The sequence below is a fragment of the Limisphaerales bacterium genome (assembly GCA_014382585.1).
In the GTDB taxonomy this organism is placed as follows: Bacteria; Verrucomicrobiota; Verrucomicrobiia; order Limisphaerales; family UBA1100; genus JACNJL01.
The window spans coordinates 25,809-50,673 of record JACNJL010000028.1 but is presented as its reverse complement, the minus strand read 5'-3'; the positions used below and the strand labels follow the sequence as shown (position 1 = coordinate 50,673).

General features: G+C 54.6%; 21 protein-coding genes. 6 read left to right on the top strand and 15 right to left on the bottom strand.

Going from position 1 to position 24,865, the window contains the following annotated elements; genetic code table 11:
• Positions 1-15 precede the first annotated feature (15 nt).
• The 13 genes from H8E27_04860 to H8E27_04800 form a co-directional block, all read right to left on the bottom strand.
• Positions 16-1,101 (bottom strand): (2Fe-2S)-binding protein, encoded by a 1,086-nt coding sequence (locus tag H8E27_04860; protein MBC8324937.1) that lies wholly within the window; start codon positions 1,099-1,101, stop codon positions 16-18.
• A gap of 14 nt (positions 1,102-1,115) precedes the next feature.
• The gene (locus H8E27_04855) at positions 1,116-2,789 is read right to left on the bottom strand and encodes an NAD(P)H-dependent oxidoreductase subunit E (GenBank protein MBC8324936.1); all 1,674 of its coding nucleotides are present in this window, start codon (positions 2,787-2,789) and stop codon (positions 1,116-1,118) included.
• Positions 2,786-5,947, bottom strand: coding sequence for a PD40 domain-containing protein (locus H8E27_04850; GenBank protein ID MBC8324935.1), 3,162 nt, complete (start codon positions 5,945-5,947; stop codon positions 2,786-2,788). Before H8E27_04850 ends, H8E27_04855 begins: the two co-directional genes overlap by 4 nt.
• 46 nt (positions 5,948-5,993) lie before the next feature.
• Positions 5,994-6,461, bottom strand: coding sequence for a VOC family protein (locus H8E27_04845; protein MBC8324934.1), 468 nt, complete (start codon positions 6,459-6,461; stop codon positions 5,994-5,996).
• A gap of 12 nt (positions 6,462-6,473) precedes the next feature.
• Positions 6,474-6,836, bottom strand: coding sequence for a 6-carboxytetrahydropterin synthase QueD (gene queD / locus H8E27_04840; GenBank protein ID MBC8324933.1), 363 nt, complete (start codon positions 6,834-6,836; stop codon positions 6,474-6,476).
• 4 nt (positions 6,837-6,840) lie between these two features.
• Positions 6,841-8,202 (bottom strand): hypothetical protein, encoded by a 1,362-nt coding sequence (locus tag H8E27_04835; GenBank protein ID MBC8324932.1) that lies wholly within the window; start codon positions 8,200-8,202, stop codon positions 6,841-6,843.
• Positions 8,203-8,206: 4 nt separating this feature from the next.
• On the bottom strand, positions 8,207-9,247 hold the full coding sequence (locus tag H8E27_04830; GenBank protein ID MBC8324931.1) for a hypothetical protein: 1,041 nt from the start codon (positions 9,245-9,247) through the stop codon (positions 8,207-8,209).
• Positions 9,248-9,317: 70 nt separating this feature from the next.
• Positions 9,318-10,652, bottom strand: coding sequence for a sulfatase-like hydrolase/transferase (locus H8E27_04825; GenBank protein ID MBC8324930.1), 1,335 nt, complete (start codon positions 10,650-10,652; stop codon positions 9,318-9,320).
• Between the two features lie 10 nt (positions 10,653-10,662).
• A complete protein-coding gene (locus H8E27_04820; protein ID MBC8324929.1) occupies positions 10,663-12,180 on the bottom strand; it encodes a menaquinone biosynthesis decarboxylase in 1,518 nt (505 codons plus the stop codon).
• 90 nt (positions 12,181-12,270) lie between these two features.
• A complete protein-coding gene (locus tag H8E27_04815) occupies positions 12,271-13,854 on the bottom strand; it encodes a hypothetical protein (protein MBC8324928.1) in 1,584 nt (527 codons plus the stop codon).
• Between the two features lie 29 nt (positions 13,855-13,883).
• Positions 13,884-15,554, bottom strand: a complete 1,671-nt coding sequence (locus tag H8E27_04810) for a hypothetical protein (GenBank protein MBC8324927.1) — start codon at positions 15,552-15,554, stop codon at positions 13,884-13,886.
• Positions 15,555-15,610: 56 nt separating this feature from the next.
• Positions 15,611-16,174 (bottom strand): peptide-methionine (S)-S-oxide reductase MsrA, encoded by a 564-nt coding sequence (gene msrA / locus H8E27_04805; protein MBC8324926.1) that lies wholly within the window; start codon positions 16,172-16,174, stop codon positions 15,611-15,613.
• Between the two features lie 86 nt (positions 16,175-16,260).
• The gene (locus tag H8E27_04800) at positions 16,261-16,830 is read right to left on the bottom strand and encodes an orotate phosphoribosyltransferase (GenBank protein ID MBC8324925.1); all 570 of its coding nucleotides are present in this window, start codon (positions 16,828-16,830) and stop codon (positions 16,261-16,263) included.
• Between the two features lie 119 nt (positions 16,831-16,949).
• Between H8E27_04800 and H8E27_04795 the strand changes: the two genes are divergently transcribed.
• The 4 genes from H8E27_04795 to H8E27_04780 all read left to right on the top strand — a co-directional run bounded on the left by H8E27_04795 (position 16,950) and on the right by H8E27_04780 (position 20,135).
• Positions 16,950-17,612, top strand: coding sequence for a M50 family metallopeptidase (locus tag H8E27_04795; protein ID MBC8324924.1), 663 nt, complete (start codon positions 16,950-16,952; stop codon positions 17,610-17,612).
• Between the two features lie 34 nt (positions 17,613-17,646).
• On the top strand, positions 17,647-18,111 hold the full coding sequence (locus H8E27_04790) for a PTS sugar transporter subunit IIA (protein MBC8324923.1): 465 nt from the start codon (positions 17,647-17,649) through the stop codon (positions 18,109-18,111).
• A 21-nt stretch (positions 18,112-18,132) separates the two neighbouring features.
• Positions 18,133-19,839 carry an arginine--tRNA ligase gene (gene argS, locus H8E27_04785; GenBank protein MBC8324922.1) on the top strand — a complete coding sequence of 569 codons (1,707 nt, stop codon included), beginning with the start codon at positions 18,133-18,135 and terminating at the stop codon, positions 19,837-19,839.
• Positions 19,840-19,919: 80 nt separating this feature from the next.
• Complete coding sequence (locus H8E27_04780) at positions 19,920-20,135, top strand: hypothetical protein (GenBank protein MBC8324921.1); 216 nt, start codon at positions 19,920-19,922, stop codon at positions 20,133-20,135.
• Positions 20,136-20,207: 72 nt separating this feature from the next.
• On the opposite strand, the gene H8E27_04775 is transcribed toward H8E27_04780, so the two are convergent.
• Positions 20,208-20,816, bottom strand: coding sequence for a DNA/pantothenate metabolism flavoprotein domain protein (locus H8E27_04775; GenBank protein ID MBC8324920.1), 609 nt, complete (start codon positions 20,814-20,816; stop codon positions 20,208-20,210).
• 32 nt (positions 20,817-20,848) lie between these two features.
• Between H8E27_04775 and H8E27_04770 the strand changes: the two genes are divergently transcribed.
• A complete protein-coding gene (locus tag H8E27_04770) occupies positions 20,849-22,765 on the top strand; it encodes an Hsp70 family protein (protein ID MBC8324919.1) in 1,917 nt (638 codons plus the stop codon).
• A 3-nt stretch (positions 22,766-22,768) separates the two neighbouring features.
• On the opposite strand, the gene H8E27_04765 is transcribed toward H8E27_04770, so the two are convergent.
• Positions 22,769-23,491 (bottom strand): translation initiation factor IF-3, encoded by a 723-nt coding sequence (locus tag H8E27_04765; protein ID MBC8324918.1) that lies wholly within the window; start codon positions 23,489-23,491, stop codon positions 22,769-22,771.
• Between the two features lie 161 nt (positions 23,492-23,652).
• Between H8E27_04765 and H8E27_04760 the strand changes: the two genes are divergently transcribed.
• Positions 23,653-24,864, top strand: a complete 1,212-nt coding sequence (locus H8E27_04760; GenBank protein ID MBC8324917.1) for a DUF1015 domain-containing protein — start codon at positions 23,653-23,655, stop codon at positions 24,862-24,864.
• Position 24,865: the final 1 nt, after the last annotated feature.

Sequence of the window (24,865 nt, the reverse complement as noted above, 5' to 3'; positions counted from 1 at the left end):
GACCGTGGGGGCGTGTCAAGCACGACTACAATTATCAATCTGATTCGTACCAAACCCAGCGCGGATAAATTTCTGCATCGTATACGCGGCCTCACTGGGTGCGCGGCCAGAAGCCACACCGTAAATCGCGTGGCGGCCGTGTTCCTCGAGCGCTTTGCGGAAGCCCTCGGCGGCGCGATCCAGTGCGGTGTTCCAATCCACTTCGTGAAGTTCGCCATCGTCGCCGCGCACGAGTGGTTTCGTGAGGCGATCGTCGTGCTGCACGAAATCGAATGCGAATTGGCCTTTGATGCAGAGCGCGCCTTCGTTGGCGGGGCCATCCATCGCGGGTTGAATCCCAACCAATTTGTCTTCTTTAGAAAGCAAATCCACTTGGCATCCAACCCCGCAGTACGGGCACACGCTGCGCGTCTTTTCCAGCTTACCTGGCAGGGATTCCGCGCGCATTGCTTTGCGGTCGCCCAGCGCGCCGGTGGGGCAGGTTTGCACGCATTGGCCGCAGAAGGTGCAGGCGCTTTCCTTGAGGCGGTTGTTGAACTCGGCGGTGATTTGTTTATCAAATCCACGATTCATCATCGTGATCGCGTGGTCGCCCTCCTGCTCTGCGCACACGCGCACGCAACGGTAGCAGGAAATGCAATGATCATAATCGCGCAGGATAAACGGATTGTCGTCGCCACTGGTTGTGCCTGAATGCTCCCCCGTAAAACGACCGGGCTGTACTTCGTGTCGATCGAGCAACACGTTCAATTCCTGTGAAGCAAATCCGCGCAGTGGGTCGATGGTGGAATCAGGGTTTTCTGAGGCGACCAATTCCAGAAGCGTGCGTCGGTGTTTCTCTATCGCCTCGGTGGAAGTGTGCACCACCATTCCGGCCTCGGCGGGTGTGGTGCAGGAGGCGACGGGGTTGCGCGCGCCTTCTAATTGTACGACGCATAATCGGCACGCTCCGAAAGCTTCGAGGCGTGCATCATAACACAAAGTCGGGACTTCGCGTCCGGCGCGTTGGGCGACTTCGTAAATCGTTTCGCCTTCACGAAATGGCACTTCGTCTCCATCGAGTGTCAGCGTTTGTGTTTTGATTTCAGCCGTTGCGTTCATTTTGCGGATTGTCGTTATTGGGAAACTGATTGCAAGTGTGTGGAGACTTGATCGGGAAAATATTTTTGCAAACTGCGCGTAATGTTGGGCGCAGCCATCCCGAGGCCACACGCGCTGGTGGCCATCATTGTGTCGCCGATGTCATCAACCTCGCTGTGCCATTCGATCTCCGTGGCAGCACTGGCGGAACCATTGAGGCGTTCGGTGAGGCGTTGGGTGCCGATGCGGCAGGGAAAACATTTGCCGCAGGATTCTTCCGCAAAAAAGGCCATTGCATTGTGGGCGACATCGACCATGTTGCGGCGGTCATCAAAAACCATTATGCCCGCTGCGCCAAGAAATGCGCCTTTGGAGCGGATGGAGGGTTCGTCGAGCGTGACTTCGTCGAGATCGCTGCCGCCGAGAAATCCGCCGGACAATCCGGCCATACTCACGGCTTGGATGGATTGCCTCGCGAGCGGTCCGCCAGCCCAATCGTACAGGAGTGTTTTGAGAGGTAGACCAAAGGGTATTTCGTAATTGCCGGGACGTTGAATGTCACCGGAAAGGCTGATGGCTTTGGTGCCGGCGTGCCCGCCGAGGCCGAGCGATTGATACCAATTCGCGCCGTGGTTTACGATGGGTGGCACGGCGGAAAAAGTTTCCACGTTGTTAACCGCCGTGGGTAAATTTTCAAAGCCGTGTGTGACGGGGAAGGGCGGGCGATTGCGCGGGAAGGGATGTTTGCCTTCGAGGCTGTTGAGCAGCGAACCTTCCTCGCCGCAAATATAAGCACCCGCCCCGCGTCGAATATGAATTTCAAAATCAAATCCCTCTTTGCCGGCGATGTTTTGGCCGAGCAATCCAGCGGTTTTTGCTTCCGCGATGGCGCGCTCGAGGGTGCCCATCGTGTCGGGATATTCGTAGCGCAAGTAAATGAAACCGCGCGTTGCGCCGGTGGCGTACGCGGCGAGAATCATTCCTTCCAAGGTGGCGTGCGGGTCGTAGTCCAGCAACGCGCGATCTTTAAAGCAGCCTGGCTCACCTTCATCCGCGTTACAAACGATGGTCTTTGGATGGCCTTCCGCTTGAGCGACCATTTCCCATTTTTTACCCGTAGGAAATCCCGCGCCGCCACGGCCGGCGAGTTTGCTTTCAGTGATGAGTGCCACTAAAGATTCAGGCGAATCGGTCAATGTTTTTTCGAGTGCTTCGTATCCGCCGGTTTTTTGATAGCCCTCAATCGTGGCGCGGCCCTCCTCGCGAATGTGCGCGAATACGCATTCCTCAATCCCGCTGGGATTGGGCGGCGGTAAAGGCGAGGGTAACAGGTTCAAGTCATTCGCTTCGCAACCGATAAGCACTTGATTTCCTTTGAGAACAGGGATCGGCCCATCGCACCGACCAGCGCAGGGCATGGGTTTGGCGTCTAATGATTCCAGTATATTTTGCGTCCCTCGAAAACGGCATACCGGCCCATCGCACACGCGCGGTTTGTTTTGCCCGTTTTCTTTCCGGGAAAAGTGATGATAAAACGTGACGGTACCGAACAACTCCGCTAGTGGAATTTTCAGGCCCTCGGAAATACTGCGCAATGAATTCTCGCTCAGCCATCCATCACGATTCTGAAATGCGTGCAGCAAAGGCAGCAACGGCGCGGGCTCATCGCGCCATAGCCGGATGAGTTCCGTGTCCGTTGGCTGGTTCACGGTTTTATTGTGGCGGGCTTGGGTTCAAGCAATTCCAGCGCTTTTACCAGTTGAGGGTCTTTTCCGGCAGCCCATTCGTCGGGTGTGATCCACACGCGCACGTCCGGTTTCTCGCCGTTATTTTCCATATTGGAGCCATCCATACGATAAACGGCTTTGCCCGGGATGCGGGCTTTGAAACCGCCGGGCAATGAGAATCCTGAAGTCCAAATCACATAGCCCGGGGTGGCGATGCCTACTATCTTTTCAGTAAGGCCGCGTTGGCGCATGGCGTACGGGAACATTTCACCGTTTGAATAGCTGTGCTCGTTCATCAGAACGATGACGCGTTTATTCCAGACACGGTAGGGTGCTACTTCGGGAGATAGATCGCGTGATTGATAAATGCCATGCGGCTTGCGTTCGAGCCAGTCAATCAGGGTGTCGGAAATGTTGCCGCCGCGATTGTTGCGCACATCCAAAATCATTGCGTCCTTGCCAAGGATGTATTCGTAGGCTTCACGCTCAAACCGGGTTTTATCTGTGGAGCTCATCGCGGCGATATGTAGATACCCAATCTTGCCCTTGCTGGCGGTTTCCACTTTGCGGCGGGTAGCGGATACACGGTTTTTATAATTTAAATCAGTCCATTCCGTTTGCGACATTAGTTGGTAGCGTACTTTGCGCGCGCCGCTTTTGTGTGGCTTGTCGTTTACTAAAAACTCGACGATACGATTCCCCCGTGCGTTAAGAAGGCTGTACAAGCGTTCATTGGCGTCCACCATGGAGCCGTCAATTGAAATGACATATTCATCAGGTTTGATCCTGGTTTTTTCAAACGAACCCGGTGCGCCCTTCGGAACTGTTTTTATTTTTAACCCCAAACCGCGGTGGGTGTGATCAATGGTGAATCCGAGATGGGGCGTGCTGGGCTTAGCGGATTCCGGGGGCGCACTGACTTCTGTGTGGGATGCCTCCAATTCGCCGACCATCATTTGCAATAGGGTGGAAAACTCCATCGGAGTATCCACGCTTCCCATGCGTTTGAGATATTTAATGCGTAGCGCATCCCAGTCACGACCGTGAAAGTTAGCATCGTAAAACCGATGGTGAAATGTTTTCCAAAACGCATTGAATGCCGCCATGCGTTCGGCATTAATATCGTTCACCCAGTCGGCCTTGAAGGTGATTTTGGATTCTGGCCCGCCATCAATTCTTCCGATAAACATTTCACCGCTCTTCATAAAGGTGGTCTTGCGGCCATCCTTCATAACACGAAAGGCAACGCGTTGTCCGCCGGTGGTGATTTTCTTGGTTTCACGGCCATCATATGACACGCTGTAAATGTCACCTCGTGCCAAAAAATATATTTTCCCGTCATTGGCGGCGATGAGATCGGAGCTCGGGTTCTGAGAGGACATCTTGATGATGCGCCGGTGGATGCCATCGAAATCGATATCAACGTTTACAGGTTTGGATGGTTTTTGGAATTTCATGTCGACATCTGAAATTCGAAAAGCATCCGGTTTCAACGCGAGCCGGTAGAGTCCTTCCCCATCACGATCGCTTTGAAAGTACAAATATTTTCCGTCTTTCGACCAGGTCGGGTCGCTGTGGAACGCATTAAGGCGGGTAACATTAACCGCTTCGCCGCCATCGGCGGGCACGATCCAAATGTTGTATGAGCTGTCGCCGGTGCGGGTGGTGTACGCAATCCACTGGTTGTCCGGTGACCATTCATATTCAATCCCGCCGCGACCGCGGACGTGAGTGCCGGGGAGTTTGACGATGGTTTTGAGTTTTTCATCGGCGAGCGTTAGGCGCTGCAGCCCGCCTTCGGGGCCGGCCATCCAAAAGAAAAGATGCTTGCCGTCGGGGGCAACTCGTAAGCGAACCACGTCCTCCTTGCGGTTCCATAAGGGTCGCAGTTTTTGGGTTTCTAAATTGAGTTCATAAATGCGTGTGTTGTTTTCGCGGTCGGAGGTGAAGTAGATTTTTTTACTGTCTTTACCCCACGAAAAATCGGAGTCATCACCCGGCCAGCGCGTGAGTCGTCGGGCTTGCTCTGCAGTACCGCGAGCGACCCCGGTGGGCTTGGCGATGGGGATTTGCCAAATGTCACCTTTGAGGCCGAAAATCATGCTCTTGCCATCGGGTGCCGGTTCGGCTTCTGTGACGCCGTCTTTAAGGGTTTCGCGCCGCCGCGGGCTTTGCTTGTGATCAGTGAGGGCGATTATTGAAATTGGTTTGGCGTTTGCCTGGCCTTTTTTGAGCAGCCAAATTTGGTGACCGTATTCGAATGCAACATCTCCCGTATTCATGGACACCGATGGGTAACGGACGCCATCGCCGATGAAGTGAGTGAGTTGTGTTGCTTTTCCATTTGCATCGACCGTCCAAAGATTAGGGGTGCGTTTATCATTGTCCGTAAATTTGCCAAGTTGTTCATTGAGCTTGGGCGCGGAAGGGGTGGCTTCGCCGGTGGTCACCGTGAGCAGTCGGCCATCCGGGAGGAATTGTGTATATAAATGTTGATGCCCGTTCCCGCGAATTTTTTTGCGCTCTTGGGTTGCAAGATTCAACACCCAAATTTCTGCTGCGGCGGAACCCGTATAGCGTGCGCGATACCAGGGCATGCCGTAGCGGCCGTAGACCATCGTTTTGCCGTTGGGCGACCACCGCGGGTATTGCATCGGGGCGTAATCTTCGCAGAGCAATTCAGAACGAAAAGTGGAGACGTCCACAGTGTAGATTCCGTATCTCATGTCATCACGTCGGGCGGTGAAGCAAATGCGACTGCTGTCGCTGTTCCAACCGAAGGGAAGCTCGTTTCCGCTGTGCCACGTCAATTGCCGTGCGGTGCCGCCGAGCGAGGGAATTACAAAGACGTCCCATTGCCCGTGACGACGGCTGCCGAATGCAATCCAGTTTCCATCGGGGGAGAACACGGGATAGGCGTCGAGGGCGAGATGGGAGGTGACCGGGATCGCTCTTCCGCCGGTGGAGTTTGAAATCCAAATATCGCCGCGATAGACAAAAGCTAACCGCTTGCCATCCGGGCTCAGGGCCGGATGTCGTGCGCCGGAAATGGGTTTTGGATTGGGTGGCGGCAATTGCGCGCTGGACGTAACGGTGGTGGTGATCAGCACCATGGCCAAAAGGAAAAAGGGAGTCTTCATTCGGTCGGGAGGTTTTACAGTAAAACCAGCAGTGGGGCAATGCGGATTAGGCGGAGTCTGGGTCGTGATGCCATTTTTGCAATTCAACGATGTTGCCTTCCGGATCGGTCATGTAAAGCAACGTGAGGCGGCCGGCACCAGGAATGTCAATGGTGACGAGTTCGCCGTAATCCCTTCCTCCCAATGATTTGATTTGTGCGCGCGTGGCCTCCACATCATCCACTTCAAAAGCGAGGTGTGCCAACCCGGGGCGGTTGAGGGGTTTCGGATAATTTTCGCCATTGTCGGCGAAGGTAAAAATTTCAATCGTGGGGCCATTTTCGCCATGCCCGGGCACACGCAAATGCCGCCCCTGAACCCGGGCTCCCGGCATACCGGTGAGTGCATCAATATGTGGCCCGTGATGATCGCGTTCGCTGCTCCACGGCTCACAGTCGAACACCGTTTCGTAAAAATGACTTAGCATGCGCCAGTCATTGGCGATGATGTTTACGTGAGCATACCGCGTGGCCATGACGGAGTTTAATTATTTGCCACGATAAACACAACGCGCATTGCAGGTTTCTGCTACTTCGATGCCGGTGAGTAACGGCAATCGAGGTTTGAGGTGGTCCCAGATCCATATCGCGATGTTTTCACTGGTTGGGTTTTCAAGGCCATTGATTTCATTGAGATGAAAGTGGTCGAGTTGCTTCCAGATTGGATCGAATGCGCCGCTGATGTCAGCGTAGTCCATTACCCATCCGAATTTGGGGTCGCATTCGCCGGTGACAATGATTTCCACCTTAAAACTGTGCCCGTGCAGCCGGGCGCATTTGTGTTCTGGCGGGAGATTGGGCAGCGAGTGGGCTGCTTCGAACTGAAATGTTTTTCGTAATTCCATAATCATAAATTTACATTTCCCAATCAGTCCACGTGACCAAATCGCCCAATGTCGGCCGACCATCGTGACGCCAGCCAACGGGTGGGTTTTGCATTTGGCCGATCGGGCACACGCGGGTCACGCCCCAGTGAGCGAGTTTGATCACGATTTCTTCCGCTTCGTTTTTGGGTGCGGCGAGGCCGACGGTGGAAGCCTGTCCGCGAACCATCTCGGCCGCGCGGAGGGTTGCATCAATATCAGAGGTGCTTTTCACGTGAACGAAACGGTTCATACAGGATGCTGAGAATTGAGGTTCCTCTTCAAAGACCACCGTCCATGCCGTGGTGTCTTCACTTTTCCATTGGCGCACATCGCCGGTGTGGGCTTCACGGATTTCATAACAGGAGCGTCGATGGGCAATGTCACCTGCTTCGGCTTCGCTGATTGCACCGCGCGGTTCGGTTTGCTCCAGTTGGCAAATTGCCTCGGACAACATTTCGGCGAACTGTTCCGGCCGAACCGCTCCATCGCATTCCACATAAAATACATGAGGCGACAGGCAGCCGAGCTGGTTCCACGCCGCCACGTCGCGCGCCGCATTGGCTGCCAGCTCGCGGGCCATCGCGCGCGAAAGGCAATGTTTGTGGATGTATCCGAAGCTGACACGGTGGCCGTGGCTGAGAAATTGTTTTCCATTGGGGAGGCGCGTGCGGATGGCCTCAAGTGTCTCATCGCGGCCCACGGCCATCACGCAATCGGCCTCATCGAAGAGCGCTTTTTCTAATGGATCATCCCCGCCTGACCAACGTGCGAGCTCAATGCATGAGCCGAGCTTGGCGTGAGTGTGGTAAATTGAATGAGCAAAAAGGCGCGGGATAAAGCCCGCGTTTTCTGCACATTTTACGAACTGTGCCGAGCCAACCAGTAGTCCGTGGATCAGGCTCATTAAAGTAGGGCAGGGGAGATTGCCGGCGGTGATGTGGCCGATCAGCTCCGGACCGCGGGCAAAGGCGGATCGATTTTCAGAGCGTTCTTCGGAGGTGCTCAGGGGAGCATCGAGCCGCCGCGGGTCGCCGAGTTCCTGTGTAACAAGATTGTGTAAACTGTCTTCGGTAATGCGCGCAAAAAATTCATCCAATCCGCGGGCTAAACTCTCGGGAGAAAAACCGGTGGATTGTTGCCCGGCTTTTAGTGCCTTTATACGGAATGGGTAAAGCGCGTCCTGCCAGTTTTCTGCTAGTTGAGCAAGCAATGTAATGGTGTGCGCGGTTGGGAAGTCTCGCAAATATTGAATTCGGTTGCGTTTGAGTTGGCGGCACGCTTCGGTGATCAACTGCGGTGAAAGAGGCGCCTCCGGTTGGGTGTCGATGATGAAATAGTTTGGCAGATCCATCAGGTTAGCTTTCTGCCAACGCCAGCGAACAGCCGCGCGGATCGGATTGAGTTGCACGCCCAATAAGTTCAAATCCTTCGCCGCGACGTACTGCTATGTCACCGGTTTGGATGGCTAGCACGGAGCGGATGTTGGCTAGGTCAAAAACTTGCAGCAATCCGGTGTTGCCGTCATCCACCTCGGATCCTGTTTCACTGGAAATTACGCGAGAGCGAGCCCAGGCGGGGAAGGTGAAGGTGCGGGCGGTTTGCTCCCCCACAATTCGATCATAAGCTTGGGAGCTCAATTCGCACATTCCGTATTCACAAACGATGTGATTGTGGGTTACGCCGAGGTTATTGGAAATCAATTCATGTAATTCAGTTTTTGATAGTTCCCGTGAGCGGCCTTTGTATCCGCCTGTTTCCATCACGCGCGAGCCTGTGGGCAATGCAATGGGCGAATCCAATTGATCCAGCCAATGCACAAATGAAAATGCCGGGCCTATGATCAGTAGTGGGGTTTGGGTTTGGATTGCTTTTTTGCAAGTGCGTTGGGTGTTCTCGTGATTGATGGACCATCCGGTGTCCGTGATGCATCCGCCGAAGATCACGCTTGGGTGCACCGTGGCAGCCATGTGTGAAAGCGATGAATGCGGCGCCTCATTGGGCGGAGGGGTGAGCGTCAGGATTTGGCAATCTTTTGGCCTTAAATATTTTTCAATCCCAATCCGCAATGATGTTTCATAAACGGCCAACGATAATGCGTTGTGCCAGTGACGGCTATGGGCTGCGCCGGTGGTGCCGCTTGAATGAAACACCGTTGTGCGTGTTTCGGGAGAAAGGCTGGTGATTTCTAAGTCCCGAAACGCGGTGGTCGGCACGGTCGGGATCTCTCTCCAATGGGTTGCGGTAACTGGCTTTGTTTGGCAGAGGTCGCGATAGGCCGGTACGTGTTCTTTTTGGAGTGCAAATAGCGCCAGTGCCAATTGATTGAAATCGCCTTCGCCACTGCGAATCATTTGCCTCACCGCATCGGTGGCGTCGTTAAATGTTGAAAATTTCATTGCGGTTTTGCTTTGCCCGTTCACCCCGTAGTCGGCTGGTTTTCCGCAACAGCCGGACAGGGAGTTTACCTTACTTGGACGGCCTTTGCCAAGGCACTTGACCGGCACGCTGAAAATGTTCCCGGAGCGTGTTTTTAAGTTCGTTGTATTTTTGAGGCTCGGTGGCGGCCAAATTATTTTTCTCCAGCGGATCGGTGGCAAGATTGTAGAGCTGAAGGGGTTCGTCGGGTCGGTTGTGGACCAGTTTCCAATCTCCTCTTCGCAAGGCATGATAATCCTGACCGTTATATAAACGCCCACCCTCGCGCCGTACAAAAATCATATCACGTTTCAATGTTTGGGGTTTGCCAAGGAATGTCGGGAGGATGCTTACGCCTTCAACATAGTCGGGCACTTTCGCTCCGGCTACCACACAGGCAGTGGGATAAAGATCCATCGAAAGCGCGGGCAATTGACTGCGCGAGCCGGGTTGGATGCGCCCCGGCCAGACGGCACAGGCGGGGACTTTGAGGCCGCCTTCGTACATGTCCTGTTTGCCGCCACGATGGTTGCCGCATTGGGCACCGACGTTGAGCTGGCCGCCGTTGTCACTGCTGAACATGATGAGCGTGTTTTCGTATTGGCCGTTTGCTTTGAGTGCGGCCACCACTTTGCCGATGCCATCATCCATGTGTTCAATGAGTGCCACGAGTTTGGCGCGTGGGTCGGTGATGTTTTTTTCGCGTGCCTTAACTTTGGCCAACCAATCAGCTGGAGGCTGGATGGGCGTGTGCGGTGCGTTATAAGCGAGGTAGAGGAAGAAGGGTTTCTTCCCTCCTTTTTGATGGTTGAGATAATCAATGGCCCATTCGGTGAAGAGATCGGTGGCGTGACCGGGCGGGTCGATTTCCTTTTCGTTTTCGCGGAAATAATTTATGCCGTGGCGGCGGTGTTTGTAATAGTCATCAATCATGTCACAGAGGAACCCCTTGAAATAATCGAAACCGCGTTCATTGGGGCGATTAGGCGATTCAAGGCCAAGATGCCATTTGCCGACGATGGCGGTGTGATAGCCGGCAGTTTTGAGCGGCTTGGGGAGCAACACGGCTTTGGGTGAGAGCCAACCCCAGTTGTTTACCGGGTGCGTGCGAATGACGCCCGGCACGCCAACAAGATCCGGGTACGTGCCACTGAGCAATGCCGCGCGCGTGGGGCTGCACACGGGGCAGTTTGCGTAAAAGGAATCGAAGCGCATCCCGGCGGCCATCAGCGAATCAATTGCGGGCGATTTGAGGTCGGTCGCGCCGTAGCTGGAGAGGTCGCCGTAGCCGAGATCGTCAACAAGGATAATGAGAATGTTGGGTTTTGCGGCATGCGAATTCCATGCGGTGAACAACAACAGGGTGGTGATGAGTAGTTTTCGCATACGGATGGATTTATTTGTTTTGTTGGTTGTTCAAAATGGAATCGACGTTTTTCTTCACGGCCTCGTCCATCGTGATAATTGGTGGCCATTCGCGGTGGAAACCGGATTCGCCGGGAAGTTTATGCGTGGCGTCGAGGCCCAATTTGCTGCCGATGGCCATTTCAGTAGTCGCATGGTCAAGGACGTCAGCGGGCCCGCGGGAAAAGAGAGCGTCACGTTGGGGGTCGGTGCAGGCGCCGAGGCGGAAGAGGACTTCGCTGGTGTCGTGCACGTTCACGTCTTCATCAACTACGATAATGTATTTGGCAAACATCATTTGGCCCGCGCCCCAAAGGCCGTGCATGATTTTATAGGCCTGCATCGGATAGGTTTTTTTGATGCTGACGAAAACGAGGTTGTGAAAGACGCCTTCGGCGGGGAGGGCAAGGTCGACCAACTCCGGGAAATTCATTTTTAGAATCGGCAGGAATAGCCGGACGCTGGCACCGCCGAGATGGAAATCCTCCATCGGCGGTTGGCCAACGATGGTGCTCGGATAAATGGCATCCTTGCGATGGGTGATGGCGGTGAGGTGAAAGGCGGGGTAAGGCTCGGGCAAGGTGTAGTAGCCGGTGTGATCGCCAAAGGGGCCTTCGTCGCGAAGAGGTTCGGTGGGGTCCACGTAGCCTTCGAGGACGATATCCGCATCGGCGGGCACCTTGAGGTCGTTGGTTTCGCATTTGATCAATGGCACGGATTTCTTGCGCAGCCAACCAGCGAGCAGCAATTCATCCAGCCCATCGGGCAACGGCGCACTGGCGCAGAAGGCGTAAACGGGATCGCCGCCAAGGAAAACACTGACGGGCATGCGTTCGCCTTTTTCATAATAGCGGCGACCGTGGCGGGCGGCGACTTTTTGCAACTGCCAATGGAGGGCAGTGGTTTGGTCGTCAAAAACCTGCATGCGATACATCCCGAGATTGCGATCGCCGGTATCAGGGTCGTGGGTGACAACGCAGGGAAGGGTGAGGAAGCGTCCGGCGTCTTTGGGCCAGCATTGTTGAATTGGGAAATTTAGGAGAGTTGAAAGTTGAGCGTTGAGAGTTGAGGGATTTTGCCTCCTGTCTTCTGAGTCCTCAAATTTATGAATGACCTCTTTGCACGGGCCACTTTTTACATTCGTTGGTTTAGCGTGGCGGAGATCCAGGGCGGTGCCGAGGAGGTTGAATGTTTCGCCGAAAGAGGTGGGGGGCTTGGCTTTGACCAGCTTGTTGAGTTCGGCGGCGGCATCTTCAACGCTATCGCGACCGAGCACCATCGCCATACGTTTTTCGCTGCCGTACGTATTGATGGCCAGCGGGATGGGGCTTGGCTTGCCATTGACGGTGGGGTGTTCAAAGAGGAGCGCCTGACCGCCGCCGGGCCTTTTCATCTCGCGATCGGCCACCTCGGTGATTTCTAATTCCGTGGCCACGGGCGCGGAAATGCGCCGCAACTCCCCTTCAGCTTCCAACCGATTTACAAAATCACGAAACGAATCAAATGCCATGCTGAAGACAGTCTAGCAAATAGAAGCGGGAGAGGGAAGCGATCGACGTCAGGGATTAATTCGGGCAGGGGTGGAGACCCATCAATGGAATTATCGCCTGCGCGGAAAGGCGCGTTGGAGGCCTTGCACTTCCTTCAGGCGTCTGATGACATCCGGCGGCACTTCACGGCGGTTGAGTTGGATGGCGTCGATTCCAATCGGATCTACATCGCCCTCTGGAATCTGGTTGAAACTGATGCTGGGTTTGCTTGGGTTTGTGGATGCGCTTCGAGGTTTACCGAGATTGAATTGCACCTGCCGGAAAATGCTCGCATCAAACGTGGCTTCGCCAAAGATGGGACTAGTCAGAGTAACTTGTTTGCCTTTCCACGCCTTGATGATGCCAGTGATGCGGCTACTGCCCATTAGCGTGGCGCGCACCGAATCCACAGGGACTGGAGGAGTAACAATCGTATCGCGTGCGAAATAGATCGACCCCACTTTTGTTAGCGGGATATTTACATCGCCAAAGGCGGTGGACTTAAATTTCATTATTTCTTTGTCAATGGATTGTAGTTTCCCGGTGATGCTGTCGTCGTTAGCGAACATGACAAAATCTTCTTTTGCGCCGGCCGCGGCGGCGACGTTGCCGGTTCCCGGTAGGTTGCCGCTCCATGGGCTGATGGTGAGGCGGCTGATCCGCATCGGGTTGCTGGTCCGCGAGGAAAAGTTCAGGCCGTTACTTAAGGGTGGCGCACCGGCCAGCGTGTCTCTCCATTCACCCACAAGTTTTCCGTTGACGATTACGGCGACTGTCCGTTTCGAAGCATCGTGGCAAAGGCCTATGCGTACTTTCTTGGGGCCGCTGCCGAAGCTGTAACTTCGGCTGGAGGGTTGCAGGCGTTGGCTTCGGGTTCCGCCGTTCACCTTTGCGTACCGATAAATATAAACTGAACTGCCGGTAAGGCGGATGCTGTAGCAATTGCCCCCGCTGTACGAAGTGAGGGTGTCGGTCATGAAACCGATGTAAACGCTCGGGCTACCGCGTTTCCACTCAAGATCGAATTCTACCCGTGCCTTGGCGGGCATTTTGGGGAAGCTGCGGCCGATCACCGGGCCGCTCGCCGTGGAATCAAAGCCGCCATTGGCGAATTTCCACCCTAATGAACCGGTGCGCGTTTCCTTCCAATCCTTGACCGAGACAGGCACCGAATACAATGAGGACCCAGCGATGATGCCTGGCGAAAGGGTTCTGATAGCGCTGCGGTCCACCGCCAGCTCGCCCGCGTACCAAGTGTTGATGCGGAGTTTGGTGCCTTCCATTCCCAGAACATCACCGATGAGCCGGTCTCCATTTGCAAACTCGATGATTCCATCATGGGATTTGGAGTTGGCTGGGACCGGTTTGGTGGCAAAATCAATACGACTGATTCGGTCTGTGGGAATGGTGAGTAAATCGGGTTTAATATCCGGATGATTCCACTGGAGTCCTTTTTCAGGGTCAAAGCCAAGAAATTTGCCGAGCATCGCGTTGCCACGAATCAGTTGCAGTTGGTCTGTCTGGCTGCTGGCAACGAAGGTGCTGGTGGGTTGAGCAGGTGCGGGGGGGAGCGATGGCGGCCGATTGAGCAGGGGTTGGCTAAATAGGGTGCCAACGCAAAGTGAGATGACCGGTAAAAATATAATTCGTTTCATGGTGAAAGTTGAATTTGTATTATAGTTATTTAGGGGTTGGCCCGGGGCGCAGGCAAAACTCGTTGTTGTAATTGGCGGGGGACCAGAATGTTTGGCGGTACCATCGGTGAGGGATTAAGTTGGGGTGAAACAGCGGTTGTCGGTTTAGTCGTTAAATCGTTGAAATCGATGGATTGAAATACTGCGGCATCGAACTCCGCTTCGCTGAAGATCGGGCTGGTGGTGGTAACTTTGCCGTCCTTCCAGCCGGTAATTTTCATGGTCATGCTGCCTCCGTCTTTGAAGATGGCCCGCTCCATTCCGGGTGCTATGGGCAGTGGTTTTACCCGTTCTGTGGCGCGATGGATGATCCCCACTTTATCAAGCGCAATCGCCATTTCACCAAAATCAGATTTAAATTGAAGTTTGCCGGCGGCAATGCCGAGCACATCCCCGGTGATTTGGTCGGCATTTTTTAATAGCACGTAATCTTCTTCCGGCATCGATTTTGGGCTGGCATTGGGGTCGGGAAGGCTTCCGTTCCAATCGGTTACACGGATGCGACTGAGCTTCATGCGGTTGGTGGTGCGCGAAGTGAAGAGCAACCCTTTGGCGCCTTCGGGGAATTCGCCGACGTTTTCCCACTTTTGAATCAAAGTGCCATTGATGAAGAGCGCAATGGTGTTTTTCGTTTCGTCGGTCTTGAGTGCCACATGTGCATTGCCCTTCAAATTGGCGAGGCTTACTCGCACATTATTGCCTAGGCGTCCGCCTCGACCGGCGCCGTTATTAAAGTTGTATCGGTACAGGTAAATATAACTTTGAGTGAGCCGCAGACAATATCCATTACACTGGCTGTAGCTGGCCAGCGAGTCGGTGAGAAAATTGATGTACAAACTTAGGCTGCTGGTCCAGTCGACATTAAATTCAATGCTGGAGCGCTTGGGCATTTCTTTCATCTTACGCCCCACCATGGAATTGCTGGTGGTGGATTCAAACGTGCCGTTGGCAAATTTCCAAGTTGGCCCATTGGCCGCTTGTGCAGCGCGTTCTTTAATTAGTTTCTGCTGCTCAATCGGTAATTGGGGCAGTATTTGTTGTGGTAACGCACCGTTTTGTTGATTATTAAAAGACCAGTTTTGATTGTCTTTTGGTCCTTCGAAAAAAACTTTTGAGATGGAGGCGCCGGGTTTGATCGATTTGATGTGCGCGGTGTTGATAGCAAGTTTGCCGGCGTACCATGTATCCAATGTAAGTTTCCCGTTGTTCATACTTACCAAATCACCTGCGACGGTGTCGCCGTTGGACAATTCAACTCGGCAGGAATGGTGTTTTGCGTGTACAGGCAAGGGGGCCACTTTCAAATTAAGGCGACTCACTCGATCGGGCAGGAAATGAATCACGCTTGGCTGGAAATCCGGGTGTGACCATTTGAGCCCTTCGGCGGGATCAAACCCAAGGAAAGTTCCTCGAAATGTTTCGCCATTGTGTGTCAACAGGTGCTCCTCCGGGATCGCTCGGCGGGGATTATTGGAGGGGATTTTCACCGTGCCAGGAATTCCTTGGGCCGGGTTGATGAAGCCGAGTTTAATTTGTTGTCTGGCGATAGCAATCTGGGGCACCGGCAGCGGCACGGGGCCCTTAATCAGGCGTGGTGGCGGAACGGCTTCGACCAACCAGATTGAAAGAACCAGAGCAAAAACCGGAATCACGCGTTTCATAGGCCTCATACAACCCGATTAGACGGTGTTTGCCAAGTAAACAACGTGTTTTTTGGTTATTTATTTGGGCGCCCCGGAATGATTTTTTTGCTTTCGAGCGCCTTAAGTTTAGGCTCGATCAGGAACGCGCAATATGGATTCCCAGGATTAAGCCGGAAATAATCCTGATGATTCACCTCCGCGGTATAAAATTTCTCAAGCGGCTCTAGCGTGGTGACAATCGGCTCCTTGAATTCCTTGGCCCACTCCTTGCGGCTTTGTTCCGCAATAATCGTTTGTTGTTTATTGTGCGGCATAATGGTGGAGCGATATTGTGTGCCAAGATCATTGCCTTGTCGGTTTAGCGTGGTCGGGTCATGGCACTGCCAAAACACGGAGAGGATTTGGTCGTATCCAATCTTTTTAGGGTCGAAATAAATTTGCACCACCTCGGCATGACCCGTAGTGCCATTGCAGACTTCCCGGTACGTGGGGTTCAGCGTCTTTCCGCCCGCATACCCACTCTCCACCTTGCTCACCCCCGGCAACCGCTCGAACACCGCCTCCAAACACCAGAAACATCCGCCCCCCAATGTAGCCACTTCCGTTTTGGTTGGCTTCGTTGCTTTATCCGCGCTCATTGAAATTCCCGTGCAAAACAAAAATGTGATGAATGCCGCCGCTCTCATGCAAAAATTCTCCGATGCGGGAGGCTCTTTGGCAATCTCTATTTACTCCCGGGCTTCACCGCTCGGGTCGCTTGCAAATCTTCCGGTAAATGATCCGGCTCAAATGTTTCCACTTCCATCGCCAGCAAACTGTGCAGCGGTACATCGGATTTATAATTGCCGTTGCTGCGATCGACCACGATGGTGACAGCGCGGAGGTCGGCGGATTGGGCGCGGACGATGTCGATGGTTTCCTGCAGCCGTCCGCCACGGGTGATGACATCTTCGACAATGAGCACTTTTTCATCGGGGGCCAAAGAGAAACCGCGGCGCATCACGAGTGAGCCGTTATCATCTTTTTCCACAAAAACAAACCGCACGCCGAGTTGCCGCGCCACTTCCTGGCCAATCACCAACCCCCCCATCGCGGGGGCCACGACGGTTTCGATGGCTTCATCCCGCACGCGATCGGCCAAGGCCGCGCCAAGTTTTTCCACCACCGGCATTTGTTGCAGCGCCTGGGCGCATTGAAAAAACTGCCGGCTGTGGAGTCCGCTGCGTAGTATAAAATGGCCGTCGAGTAGTGCGCCAGTATCACGGAAAATTTGTAGTGCTTCCTCCTGTGTCATCCGCGGAAGGTAACGGCGCGAAGCCGGCGGAGGCAATCCAATGTTTTCGTCTCGATTGAAGCGGCGTTTTGTGGTGTAGTTTTTCCGTGCCGAGGAGGCGTAAATTATTCGCAGCGATTTTGCTGCTGCCATTGTGCGTGGGCGTGGGGCGTGCCTTGGGCCAACTCATCTCCCAATCGGGAATGCTCGACACCACGGTGGCGCCGCTTACGGCGGGGGTGGGGTGCATGTTTCTCTTATATCATTACGCGCCGAAGCCGATGTGGATTTATGTGTTCGGCCACGAATTCACCCATGCCGCCGCCACGATGGCTTGCGGCGGGCGTGTGAAAGGAATGAAAGTCACCAGCGATGGCGGCCACGTGTTGGTCACAAAAGATAATTTTTTTGTCAGCCTCGCGCCGTATTTTGTGCCGTTGTATGTGGTGCTAGTGCTGGCGGTGTTCGTGGGCGGACGCGCGATTTGGGGTTGGAACGGGCCATGGGCGTGGGGATTGTTTTACTGGATGTTGGGATTGGCGTACGCATTTCACGTGCTGCTCACTTGGCATATTTTACATACCCGGCAGTCGGACCTCACTTCTCAGGGGTATTTGTTCTCGGCGGTCATTATTTTTTTGGGCAATGCACTGGTGCTGTTGCTGGGTTTGCCGCATTTGATTGAGGGACCTGATACGCTGGATGCGGTCAAAATGGCCGGTGCAGGGACGTTGGACACGTTTCGTGAATTGGCTGCGCTAGCGGTCCGGGCTTGGGATGCTTGCAATTCAGCCTTGAATTAGCCGCCCGCTTGGTGCCGAATGCGCGCGACGTAATATGACGCTAAGCGAAATAGTCCAAGCCGAACACATCGTGCCATCGCTGCAGGCCACCAATCGCTGGGAGGCAATTGATGAATTGGTCGATCAACTCGTGTCCAGTGGTGCCATCGCAGCCAAAGATCGCGAGGCCATCATCGATGCGGTCAAAAAACGCGAAAACTCAATGAGCACCGGCATCGGCTTCGGCATCGGCATTCCGCACGCCTCCACGGATCTCATTGATGAAGTGGTCGGTGCATTGGGGCGCTCAGGCGAGGGAATTGATTTTGAGGCGCTCGATAATCAGCCGGTAAATTTAGTGGTGCTGTTTCTCGTGCCGCAAGGTCAGTTTCAAAAGCACCTGCACACACTGGCGAATATTGCCAAGCTGCTCCACAATAAAGACTTCCGTCAATCACTCGAACAAGCAGGCGATGCAGAGGCGATTGTTAAAATCATCAGCCAACCGGCGAAACAATAGCGCCCCGATAAAGGCAACCAAGTGATTCAGCGGCAAATTGAATCCCGCCTGCAAGCCGCTGCCGCCGCTGTGCTGCCCGTAGCCGACGTCAGTCGCGTGCTCGTGCGTGTGTGCGCGGATGCCAAGCACGGTGATTTCCAAAGTAATGCCTTGATGGCACTTGCCAAGCAACGGCAGATGAATCCACGCCAACTCGCCACCGACGTGGTGACCCGGCTCGATGTGGCCGAATGGTGCGAGCCAGTGGAAATTGCCGGGCCGGGCTTTCTGAATTTCCGTTTGCGGACTGATGCGGTGAATACCGCATTACAAGCCGCCCTCGCCAGTGACTTGCCATTCATTGCACCCGCCACCACGCCGCGCACGGTGGTGGTGGACTTTAGCTCGCCCAACGTCGCGAAGCCAATGCACGTGGGTCACATTCGCTCCACCATTCTTGGCGACAGTCTCGCCCGTGTGTTGCGCCTTCTCGGTCATCGCGTAGTGACCGATAATCACATCGGCGATTGGGGCACACAATTTGGAATGCTGTTGCTTGGTTGGAAAACTCAACTCGATGAAGCCGCGCTTGAAGCCGATCCCATCGCTGAACTCGAACGCATTTACAAATTCATCAATAGCGAAGAGTCGCTGCGCGATGATGCGCGCGCGGAATTGGTGAAATTACAAAACGGCGACGCGGAAAATCTTGGCATTTGGCAACGGATGATAGAGCTCTCGCAAGTCCAGTTCGATCAGGTCTACTCGCGGCTCGACATCAAATTTGACGAAACGCTGGGCGAAAGTTTTTACAATCCCGAACTCGCCGGTGTGGTGGAGGATTTGGTTTCCAAAAAAATTGCCGAAGAAAGCGAAGGCGCGATGGCGGTTTTTTTCCCCGATGACGCGCAACTCGCTGACAAGCCGGCGATCGTGCAAAAAAGCGATGGCGCCGCAAACTACACCACCACCGACCTCGCCACACTGCAGCATCGGCTCACTGAATGGGCGCCGCAAGAAATCGTGTACGTTACCGATGGCCGCCAGCAACTGCATTTCCAACAACTGTTTAAAATCTTCCGGCGTTGGCAGCCCGACGTCACCGCGCGCCTAGAGCATGTGTGGTTCGGCTCCATTCTCGGCCCCGATGGCAAGCCATTCAAAACCCGCAGCGGCGAAGTGGTGCGCCTTGCTGATTTGCTTGATGAAGCGCAAGAGCGCGCCTTTGCGGTGGTTAGCGAAAAGAACCCCGACCTCGATGAAACACAACGGCACGAAATCGCCCGCGTAGTCGGCCTCGGCGCATTGAAGTACGCCGACCTTTCGAATAACCGCCAAACCGATTATATTTTTGACTGGGACAAAATGCTCGCCCTTCAAGGCAACACCGCGCCGTATCTCCAATACGCCTACACGCGCGTGCGCAGTATTTTTCGCAAAATCGATGCGCCCGATTTCAATAACGTCACCATCGCTGCCCAAGCGCCTGAAGAATTGGCGCTCGCCAAGCATCTAATCAATTTCGGCCAAACCCTCGAAATGGTTGCCGACGATTATCGCCCGAATTTCCTGTGCAATTACCTCTTTGAACTCGCCGGCCATTTCAGTCGCTTTTACGAAGCGTGCCCTGTCCTCAAAGCCAACGAAGAATCTGAACGCGAAAGCCGCATCGCCTTGTGCGAATTAACCGGCCGCGTTTTGAAAACCGGATTGGATGGGCTGGGGATCGAGGTCACCGAAATAATGTAGTTTTGACACGGATTCCATAAATAAATAAATCCGTGCCTCTAAAATAGGCAAAACGGCCAGCGTGTGGCACTGTGTTCTTAATGACACACGAAGAAGTCATCGGGGCCGTACGCGGCCACAGCCCCTGCGAAATTCATGCTGCCGACGGAAAGAAGCATCACGTCAAGCATTTGGATTGGGTGATGACGCCGCCGGAGACACGGTTGCTAATTTTTTGGTTTGGTGGAATGAATGGGCATGCATTGGTGGATCCCGAGCATGTGACTCAAATTGTAAACACGGTTGAGGCGAGGTAAGAATTCCCAAGGCCAATGACCAAGGCCCAAGTCACAATGGTTTTGGAAATTGGGAGTTCCTTGGGGGTTTGGTCATTGGGCCTTGGTTATTCCCCCCGCCCATCGGAACAGCTCCGCGTCATCCGCACAATGCGTTACCTCATCGGCCACCACCCCAAACCCCTCGCCATACGCCGGGCCATTGGCTACGCAGGCGTTGGTGTTGCATTTTTTGATTTGGGCGCGGGCGGCGGTCACGGTTGATTTTTTGCCGCCTTCGACTTCATATTTCCAGCCCACGAGAAACGCATCGGGAAACCATTTGCGAAGGGAATGAATCAGCTTCGGCGTTGGCTTTAGCTCGAGCATTAATGTTGCGGTGGTGGGAATCTTGCCTTTGCGCGGGCGTTTCACGGTGAAATCGGAAACGGCGGCCACGTGAAACACCCTCTTCACGCGCAACGCCGCAGCGGCCTCGAGTTGTTCGCGGAGGTCGGCTGTGGTGTTGAAGCGCACGATATGGACCTTTTTGCATTTAGGCGCGTGCACTGCTGTTTCGGAAAGTAGAAGCGTGACGCGATGCCCTGCGCGCGCAAGTGCATCGGCCAGGCCGCAACCAAGGCGGCCGGTTGAGTGATTGGTCAACCGGCGCACAGCATCGATGGGCTCCACGGTGGGGCCGGCGGTGACAAGACAGTGCATTGAATTGAGGAATGTCTGATGCCCGAGACGCAATGTCCAATCTGAATTCTAAAATCGTATTTCATCATTCCAGTCGTTACTCTCCGCGCGTGAGCACGATTGTGGGCATTGACCTTGGCACCACGCGTTCCGCCATTGCCGTGGTGGAAGCGGGGATGGCGGGTTTATTGGCCGATGCTGACGGTCAACGGCTATTGCCTTCGGTGGTACATTATCCGAAAGACGGCGTGCCTATCGCCGGTTGGCCTGCGCAACGACAGCGTGCGCTCGATCCCGCGCGCACGATTTATTCCATCAAACGCTTCATCGGCCAACGCGCCGCCGACGTGCCGGAAACTGAACGGCACGTTGATTACACGATAACCGGAAATCCGCTCGCGGTGAAGTTGGGTGAAGACAGCGTGTCGCCCGAAACGGTGTCGGCGGAGATTTTGAAATCGTTGAAGACCCGTGCCGAGTCGGTTTTGGAAACTGAAATCACGCGGGCGGTCATCACCGTGCCGGCGTACTTCAATGACGCTCAACGGCAGGCCACCCAGCGCGCGGGCGTGGCGGCGGGTTTCACAGTGGAACGCATCCTCAACGAACCTACCGCGGCCGCGCTGGCGTGCGGATTGGAAAAGTTGCCCGAACAAGCGCGGGTGGCGGTTTATGATTTAGGCGGGGGCACATTTGATCTTTCGGTTTTGGAATTGCGTGAGGGCATCTTCCAAGTGCTGTCTACGCACGGCAATACGCGGCTCGGCGGGGATGACATTGATCAACGCATTGTCGATTGGTTGCTGGAACACATTGATGCCGACGCGGATGAGACGCTGCGTGCGCGCGTGCGCGAGGCGGCGGAGGCTGCGAAAGTGGCGCTCTCCACGGAAACGGAGGCGACGATTCAATTGCCGTTTGTTTCCGGTGACACCAATTTTGAATGCGTGCTCACGCGGGAAAAGCTTGAGGCGTTGGCCGCGCCGGTGATTGACCAAACGCGCGCGCATTGTCGGCAAGCGTTAGCCGATGCGGGCGTGAAGGCGGTGGAGTTGAATCAAGTGATTTTGGTGGGTGGCCAAACGCGAATGCCGTTAGTGCGTCGTAGTGTGTCGGAATGGTTCGAGTGCGCGGATTACGCGGAAACGCGCGGCGACATCCGGCTGGGTGAGTCGTTTCACGAAGCGGATGGGCCGACGTTGAACACCTCGCAAAATCCCGACGAAGCGGTGGCGTTGGGTGCGGCGATTCAAGGGGCAATTTTGTCGGGCGACATCACGGATATGGTTTTGCTGGATGTCACGCCGCTGTCGCTTGGGCTGGAAACATTTGGCGGCTTGATGAATGTTGTGATCCCGCGCAATACGACGGTGCCGACCAAAGCGGGTGAGATGTTCACCAATGCCGTGGATGGTCAACGCCAAATGTTGGTGCACGTGTTGCAAGGCGAACGCGAAAAGGCGGTGGACAATTGGAGTCTCGGGCAATTTGATTTAGAATTTGAATCAGCCAAACGCGGCGCGGCGCGGGTGGGGGTGCAGTTTGAAATTGATGCGGACGGCATTCTCCACGTGCTCGCGCGCGACACCGCGACGGGATACGAAAAAGTTCTTGAAATGAAATCCGCCGTGGACGTGGATGATACGGCGGTTCAAAAAATGGTGGAAGAATCCGTGGAGCACGCCTTTGAAGATATGGACGCGCGCAAGTGGATCGAGGCCGCGCTCAAAGCGCGCGAGGCGGTGAAAGCCGCGCGCGTTGGTTTGGAAGAGTTTGCCGGTGAATTGAATAATGCCGAATCGATCGCTTCCGGATTGGAAGCAGTGGAGGTCGCGCTGAAAACGGATGGCGATTTGCCTGCGCTCAAAACCGCCGTGGCAAAGCTCGATGAAGCGACTTTGCCGCTGGCGGATTTGATGATGGATCGCGCGATGGAAACGGTGCTGCGCCAGCGCGGGATGCTCAGTTGACGATCAGGCTTCGGCCTGTTTTTTGCCAGGTGCTTCCAAGTTTTCGAACGCGTTGTTCAGATTGTCGCCGGCGGGCTCGCTGGACTCCTCTTCGCCGGTATCTTCTTCGTCGTCGTAATGGATTTCATCGTCCATTGAAATTTCCTCGCCGTGTTTGCGGTGGGGATTCTCCGCGCGTTGTTTGGGCGGTAGCGGGTTGACTAAAACCGTGATGCCACGCCCAACCAAACGTGGGGCGGTGTCGGTTTTGCCGAAAGGTTGCAATTCTTTCACAAAACGCTTCACGGCGTCGAAGCCAAATTCTTTGTGCGCATTCTCCCGGCCGCGGAAGCGCAGGTAAATTTTCACCTTCATATCCGCACACAAAAAATCAATGGCGCGAGTGAGTTTGAAATCAAAATCGTGCTTTTCGCAGCGCGGACGGAGTTGGACTTCCTTAACCTTATTGGTTTGGGCAGTCTTTTTATTCTCCTTTTTCTTTTTGGATTCTTCGTACTTGTACTTGCCGAAATCACATACGCGGCACACCGGCGGGCGGGCGTTGGGCGCCACCTCCACGAGATCCAGCCCGTGCCGTTTGGCCAGCGCAATGGCCTCGCGCGTTTCCAGCACGCCGACTTGTACGCCGTCGGCTCCTACCACACGCACTTCGCGTACGCGTATTCGTTCGTTTACCCGCGTGCGGGGTTCCCAGCGCCGTCCTCTGCCTTTTAACGGACGACTCAAAGTAGTTCCTGAAGTTGTGTGTTAATCATATAAACTGGCCGGTCAAATGCGCCGATGCGTTTTCTTTCTAGCCATTTAGACGCCCGTGGCAAGGGAAAATTTTACCCAAGTTTGCTTTTAGCGTGCGTCCGTGCCGTCCGTCCGCTAGCGTCCCGCCCTTTATGGCGACTTTAAAACCATTTGCCGCACTGCGTCCGAAATCCGATTTAGCCGCAAAAATCTGCGAGCTGCCCTATGATGTGATGAACAGCGCCGAAGCCCGCGCCATTGCGAAGGACAACCCCTTCAGTTTTCTGCACGTCAGCAAACCGGAGATTGACCTTGAATTGAACATCAATGTGTATTCCCCCCCCGTCTATGCCAAGGGCGCAGAAAACTTCGGGCTCCTCCAGGGGCAAGGTGCACTCGTGCAAGATGCGCAACCATGTTTTTACCTCTACCGCCAAGTGATGGACGGCCACACCCAAACCGGTCTCGTCGCCGCCGCCAGTTGTGCTGAATATGACGCCGGCATCATCAAAAAACACGAACTCACCCGTCCCGCCAAAGAGGATGACCGCGTGCGCCATTTGGAAGCGCTCAGTTCACAAACCGGCCCCGTCTTTCTGACCTATCGTGCCACGGCAGATCTCGATGCCCTCGCCGAACGCCTCACCGCCAACGAACCGGCCATTCACCTCACCGCCGATGACGGCGTGCAGCACACCGCGTGGGTAATCGACAACGCCGATGATATCGCCTCAATTGAAGCGCAATTTGCCGCCATTGATTTTCTGTACATCGCCGACGGCCATCATCGCAGCGCCGCCGCCTCGCGCGTGTGCGCCACCCGCAATGGCGCGGGAGAAAGTGGCCGTTTTTTGACCGTTGTTTTCCCGCATAATCAAATGCAAATCCTGGCCTACAATCGCGTGATCAAAGATTTGAACGGTCAATCCTCAGCAGATTTTTTGGCGGCATTGGGGATCATCTTTGACATCCAAGATGGCGGTGCGGGTGAGTGCACTTGCAAAAACGAACTCGGCCTTTACCTTGATGGCCAATGGCGCAAGCTCACCTTTAAGCCCACCCACGCCACCGCGGAAACGCCGATGGACGAACTCGACGTCGCGTTGCTGCAAAATCACGTACTTGCGCCGTTGCTCGGCATTGAAGACCAACGCACGAGCGATCGCCTTGATTTCATCGGCGGCATTCGCGGCACTGCCGAATTGGAACGGCTCGTGGATGCCGGCGCGGGTTGCGCGTTTTCGATGTTCCCGACGAGCATTGAAGATTTAATGGCCATCGCCGATGCTGATGGTTTGATGCCGCCCAAAAGTACCTGGTTTGAACCGAAGTTGCGTGACGGCCTGTTTTGTCACATGATCTGAT

Excerpts from the sequence above, each read along its gene's own strand:
- H8E27_04860 (MBC8324937.1), bottom strand. The coding sequence starts at position 1,101 with ATGAACGCAACGGCTGAAATCAAAACACAAACGCTGACACTCGATGGA.
- H8E27_04850 (MBC8324935.1), bottom strand. The coding sequence starts at position 5,947 with ATGAAGACTCCCTTTTTCCTTTTGGCCATGGTGCTGATCACCACCACC.
- H8E27_04845 (MBC8324934.1), bottom strand. The coding sequence starts at position 6,461 with ATGGCCACGCGGTATGCTCACGTAAACATCATCGCCAATGACTGGCGC.
- queD (MBC8324933.1), bottom strand. The coding sequence starts at position 6,836 with ATGATTATGGAATTACGAAAAACATTTCAGTTCGAAGCAGCCCACTCG.
- H8E27_04835 (MBC8324932.1), bottom strand. The coding sequence starts at position 8,202 with ATGGATCTGCCAAACTATTTCATCATCGACACCCAACCGGAGGCGCCT.
- H8E27_04830 (MBC8324931.1), bottom strand. The coding sequence starts at position 9,247 with ATGAAATTTTCAACATTTAACGACGCCACCGATGCGGTGAGGCAAATG.
- H8E27_04825 (MBC8324930.1), bottom strand. The coding sequence starts at position 10,652 with ATGCGAAAACTACTCATCACCACCCTGTTGTTGTTCACCGCATGGAAT.
- H8E27_04820 (MBC8324929.1), bottom strand. The coding sequence starts at position 12,180 with ATGGCATTTGATTCGTTTCGTGATTTTGTAAATCGGTTGGAAGCTGAA.
- H8E27_04815 (MBC8324928.1), bottom strand. The coding sequence starts at position 13,854 with ATGAAACGAATTATATTTTTACCGGTCATCTCACTTTGCGTTGGCACC.
- H8E27_04810 (MBC8324927.1), bottom strand. The coding sequence starts at position 15,554 with ATGAAACGCGTGATTCCGGTTTTTGCTCTGGTTCTTTCAATCTGGTTG.
- msrA (MBC8324926.1), bottom strand. The coding sequence starts at position 16,174 with ATGAGCGCGGATAAAGCAACGAAGCCAACCAAAACGGAAGTGGCTACA.
- H8E27_04800 (MBC8324925.1), bottom strand. The coding sequence starts at position 16,830 with ATGACACAGGAGGAAGCACTACAAATTTTCCGTGATACTGGCGCACTA.
- H8E27_04790 (MBC8324923.1), top strand. The coding sequence starts at position 17,647 with ATGACGCTAAGCGAAATAGTCCAAGCCGAACACATCGTGCCATCGCTG.
- H8E27_04780 (MBC8324921.1), top strand. The coding sequence starts at position 19,920 with ATGACACACGAAGAAGTCATCGGGGCCGTACGCGGCCACAGCCCCTGC.
- H8E27_04775 (MBC8324920.1), bottom strand. The coding sequence starts at position 20,816 with ATGCACTGTCTTGTCACCGCCGGCCCCACCGTGGAGCCCATCGATGCT.
- H8E27_04770 (MBC8324919.1), top strand. The coding sequence starts at position 20,849 with ATGTCCAATCTGAATTCTAAAATCGTATTTCATCATTCCAGTCGTTAC.
- H8E27_04760 (MBC8324917.1), top strand. The coding sequence starts at position 23,653 with ATGGCGACTTTAAAACCATTTGCCGCACTGCGTCCGAAATCCGATTTA.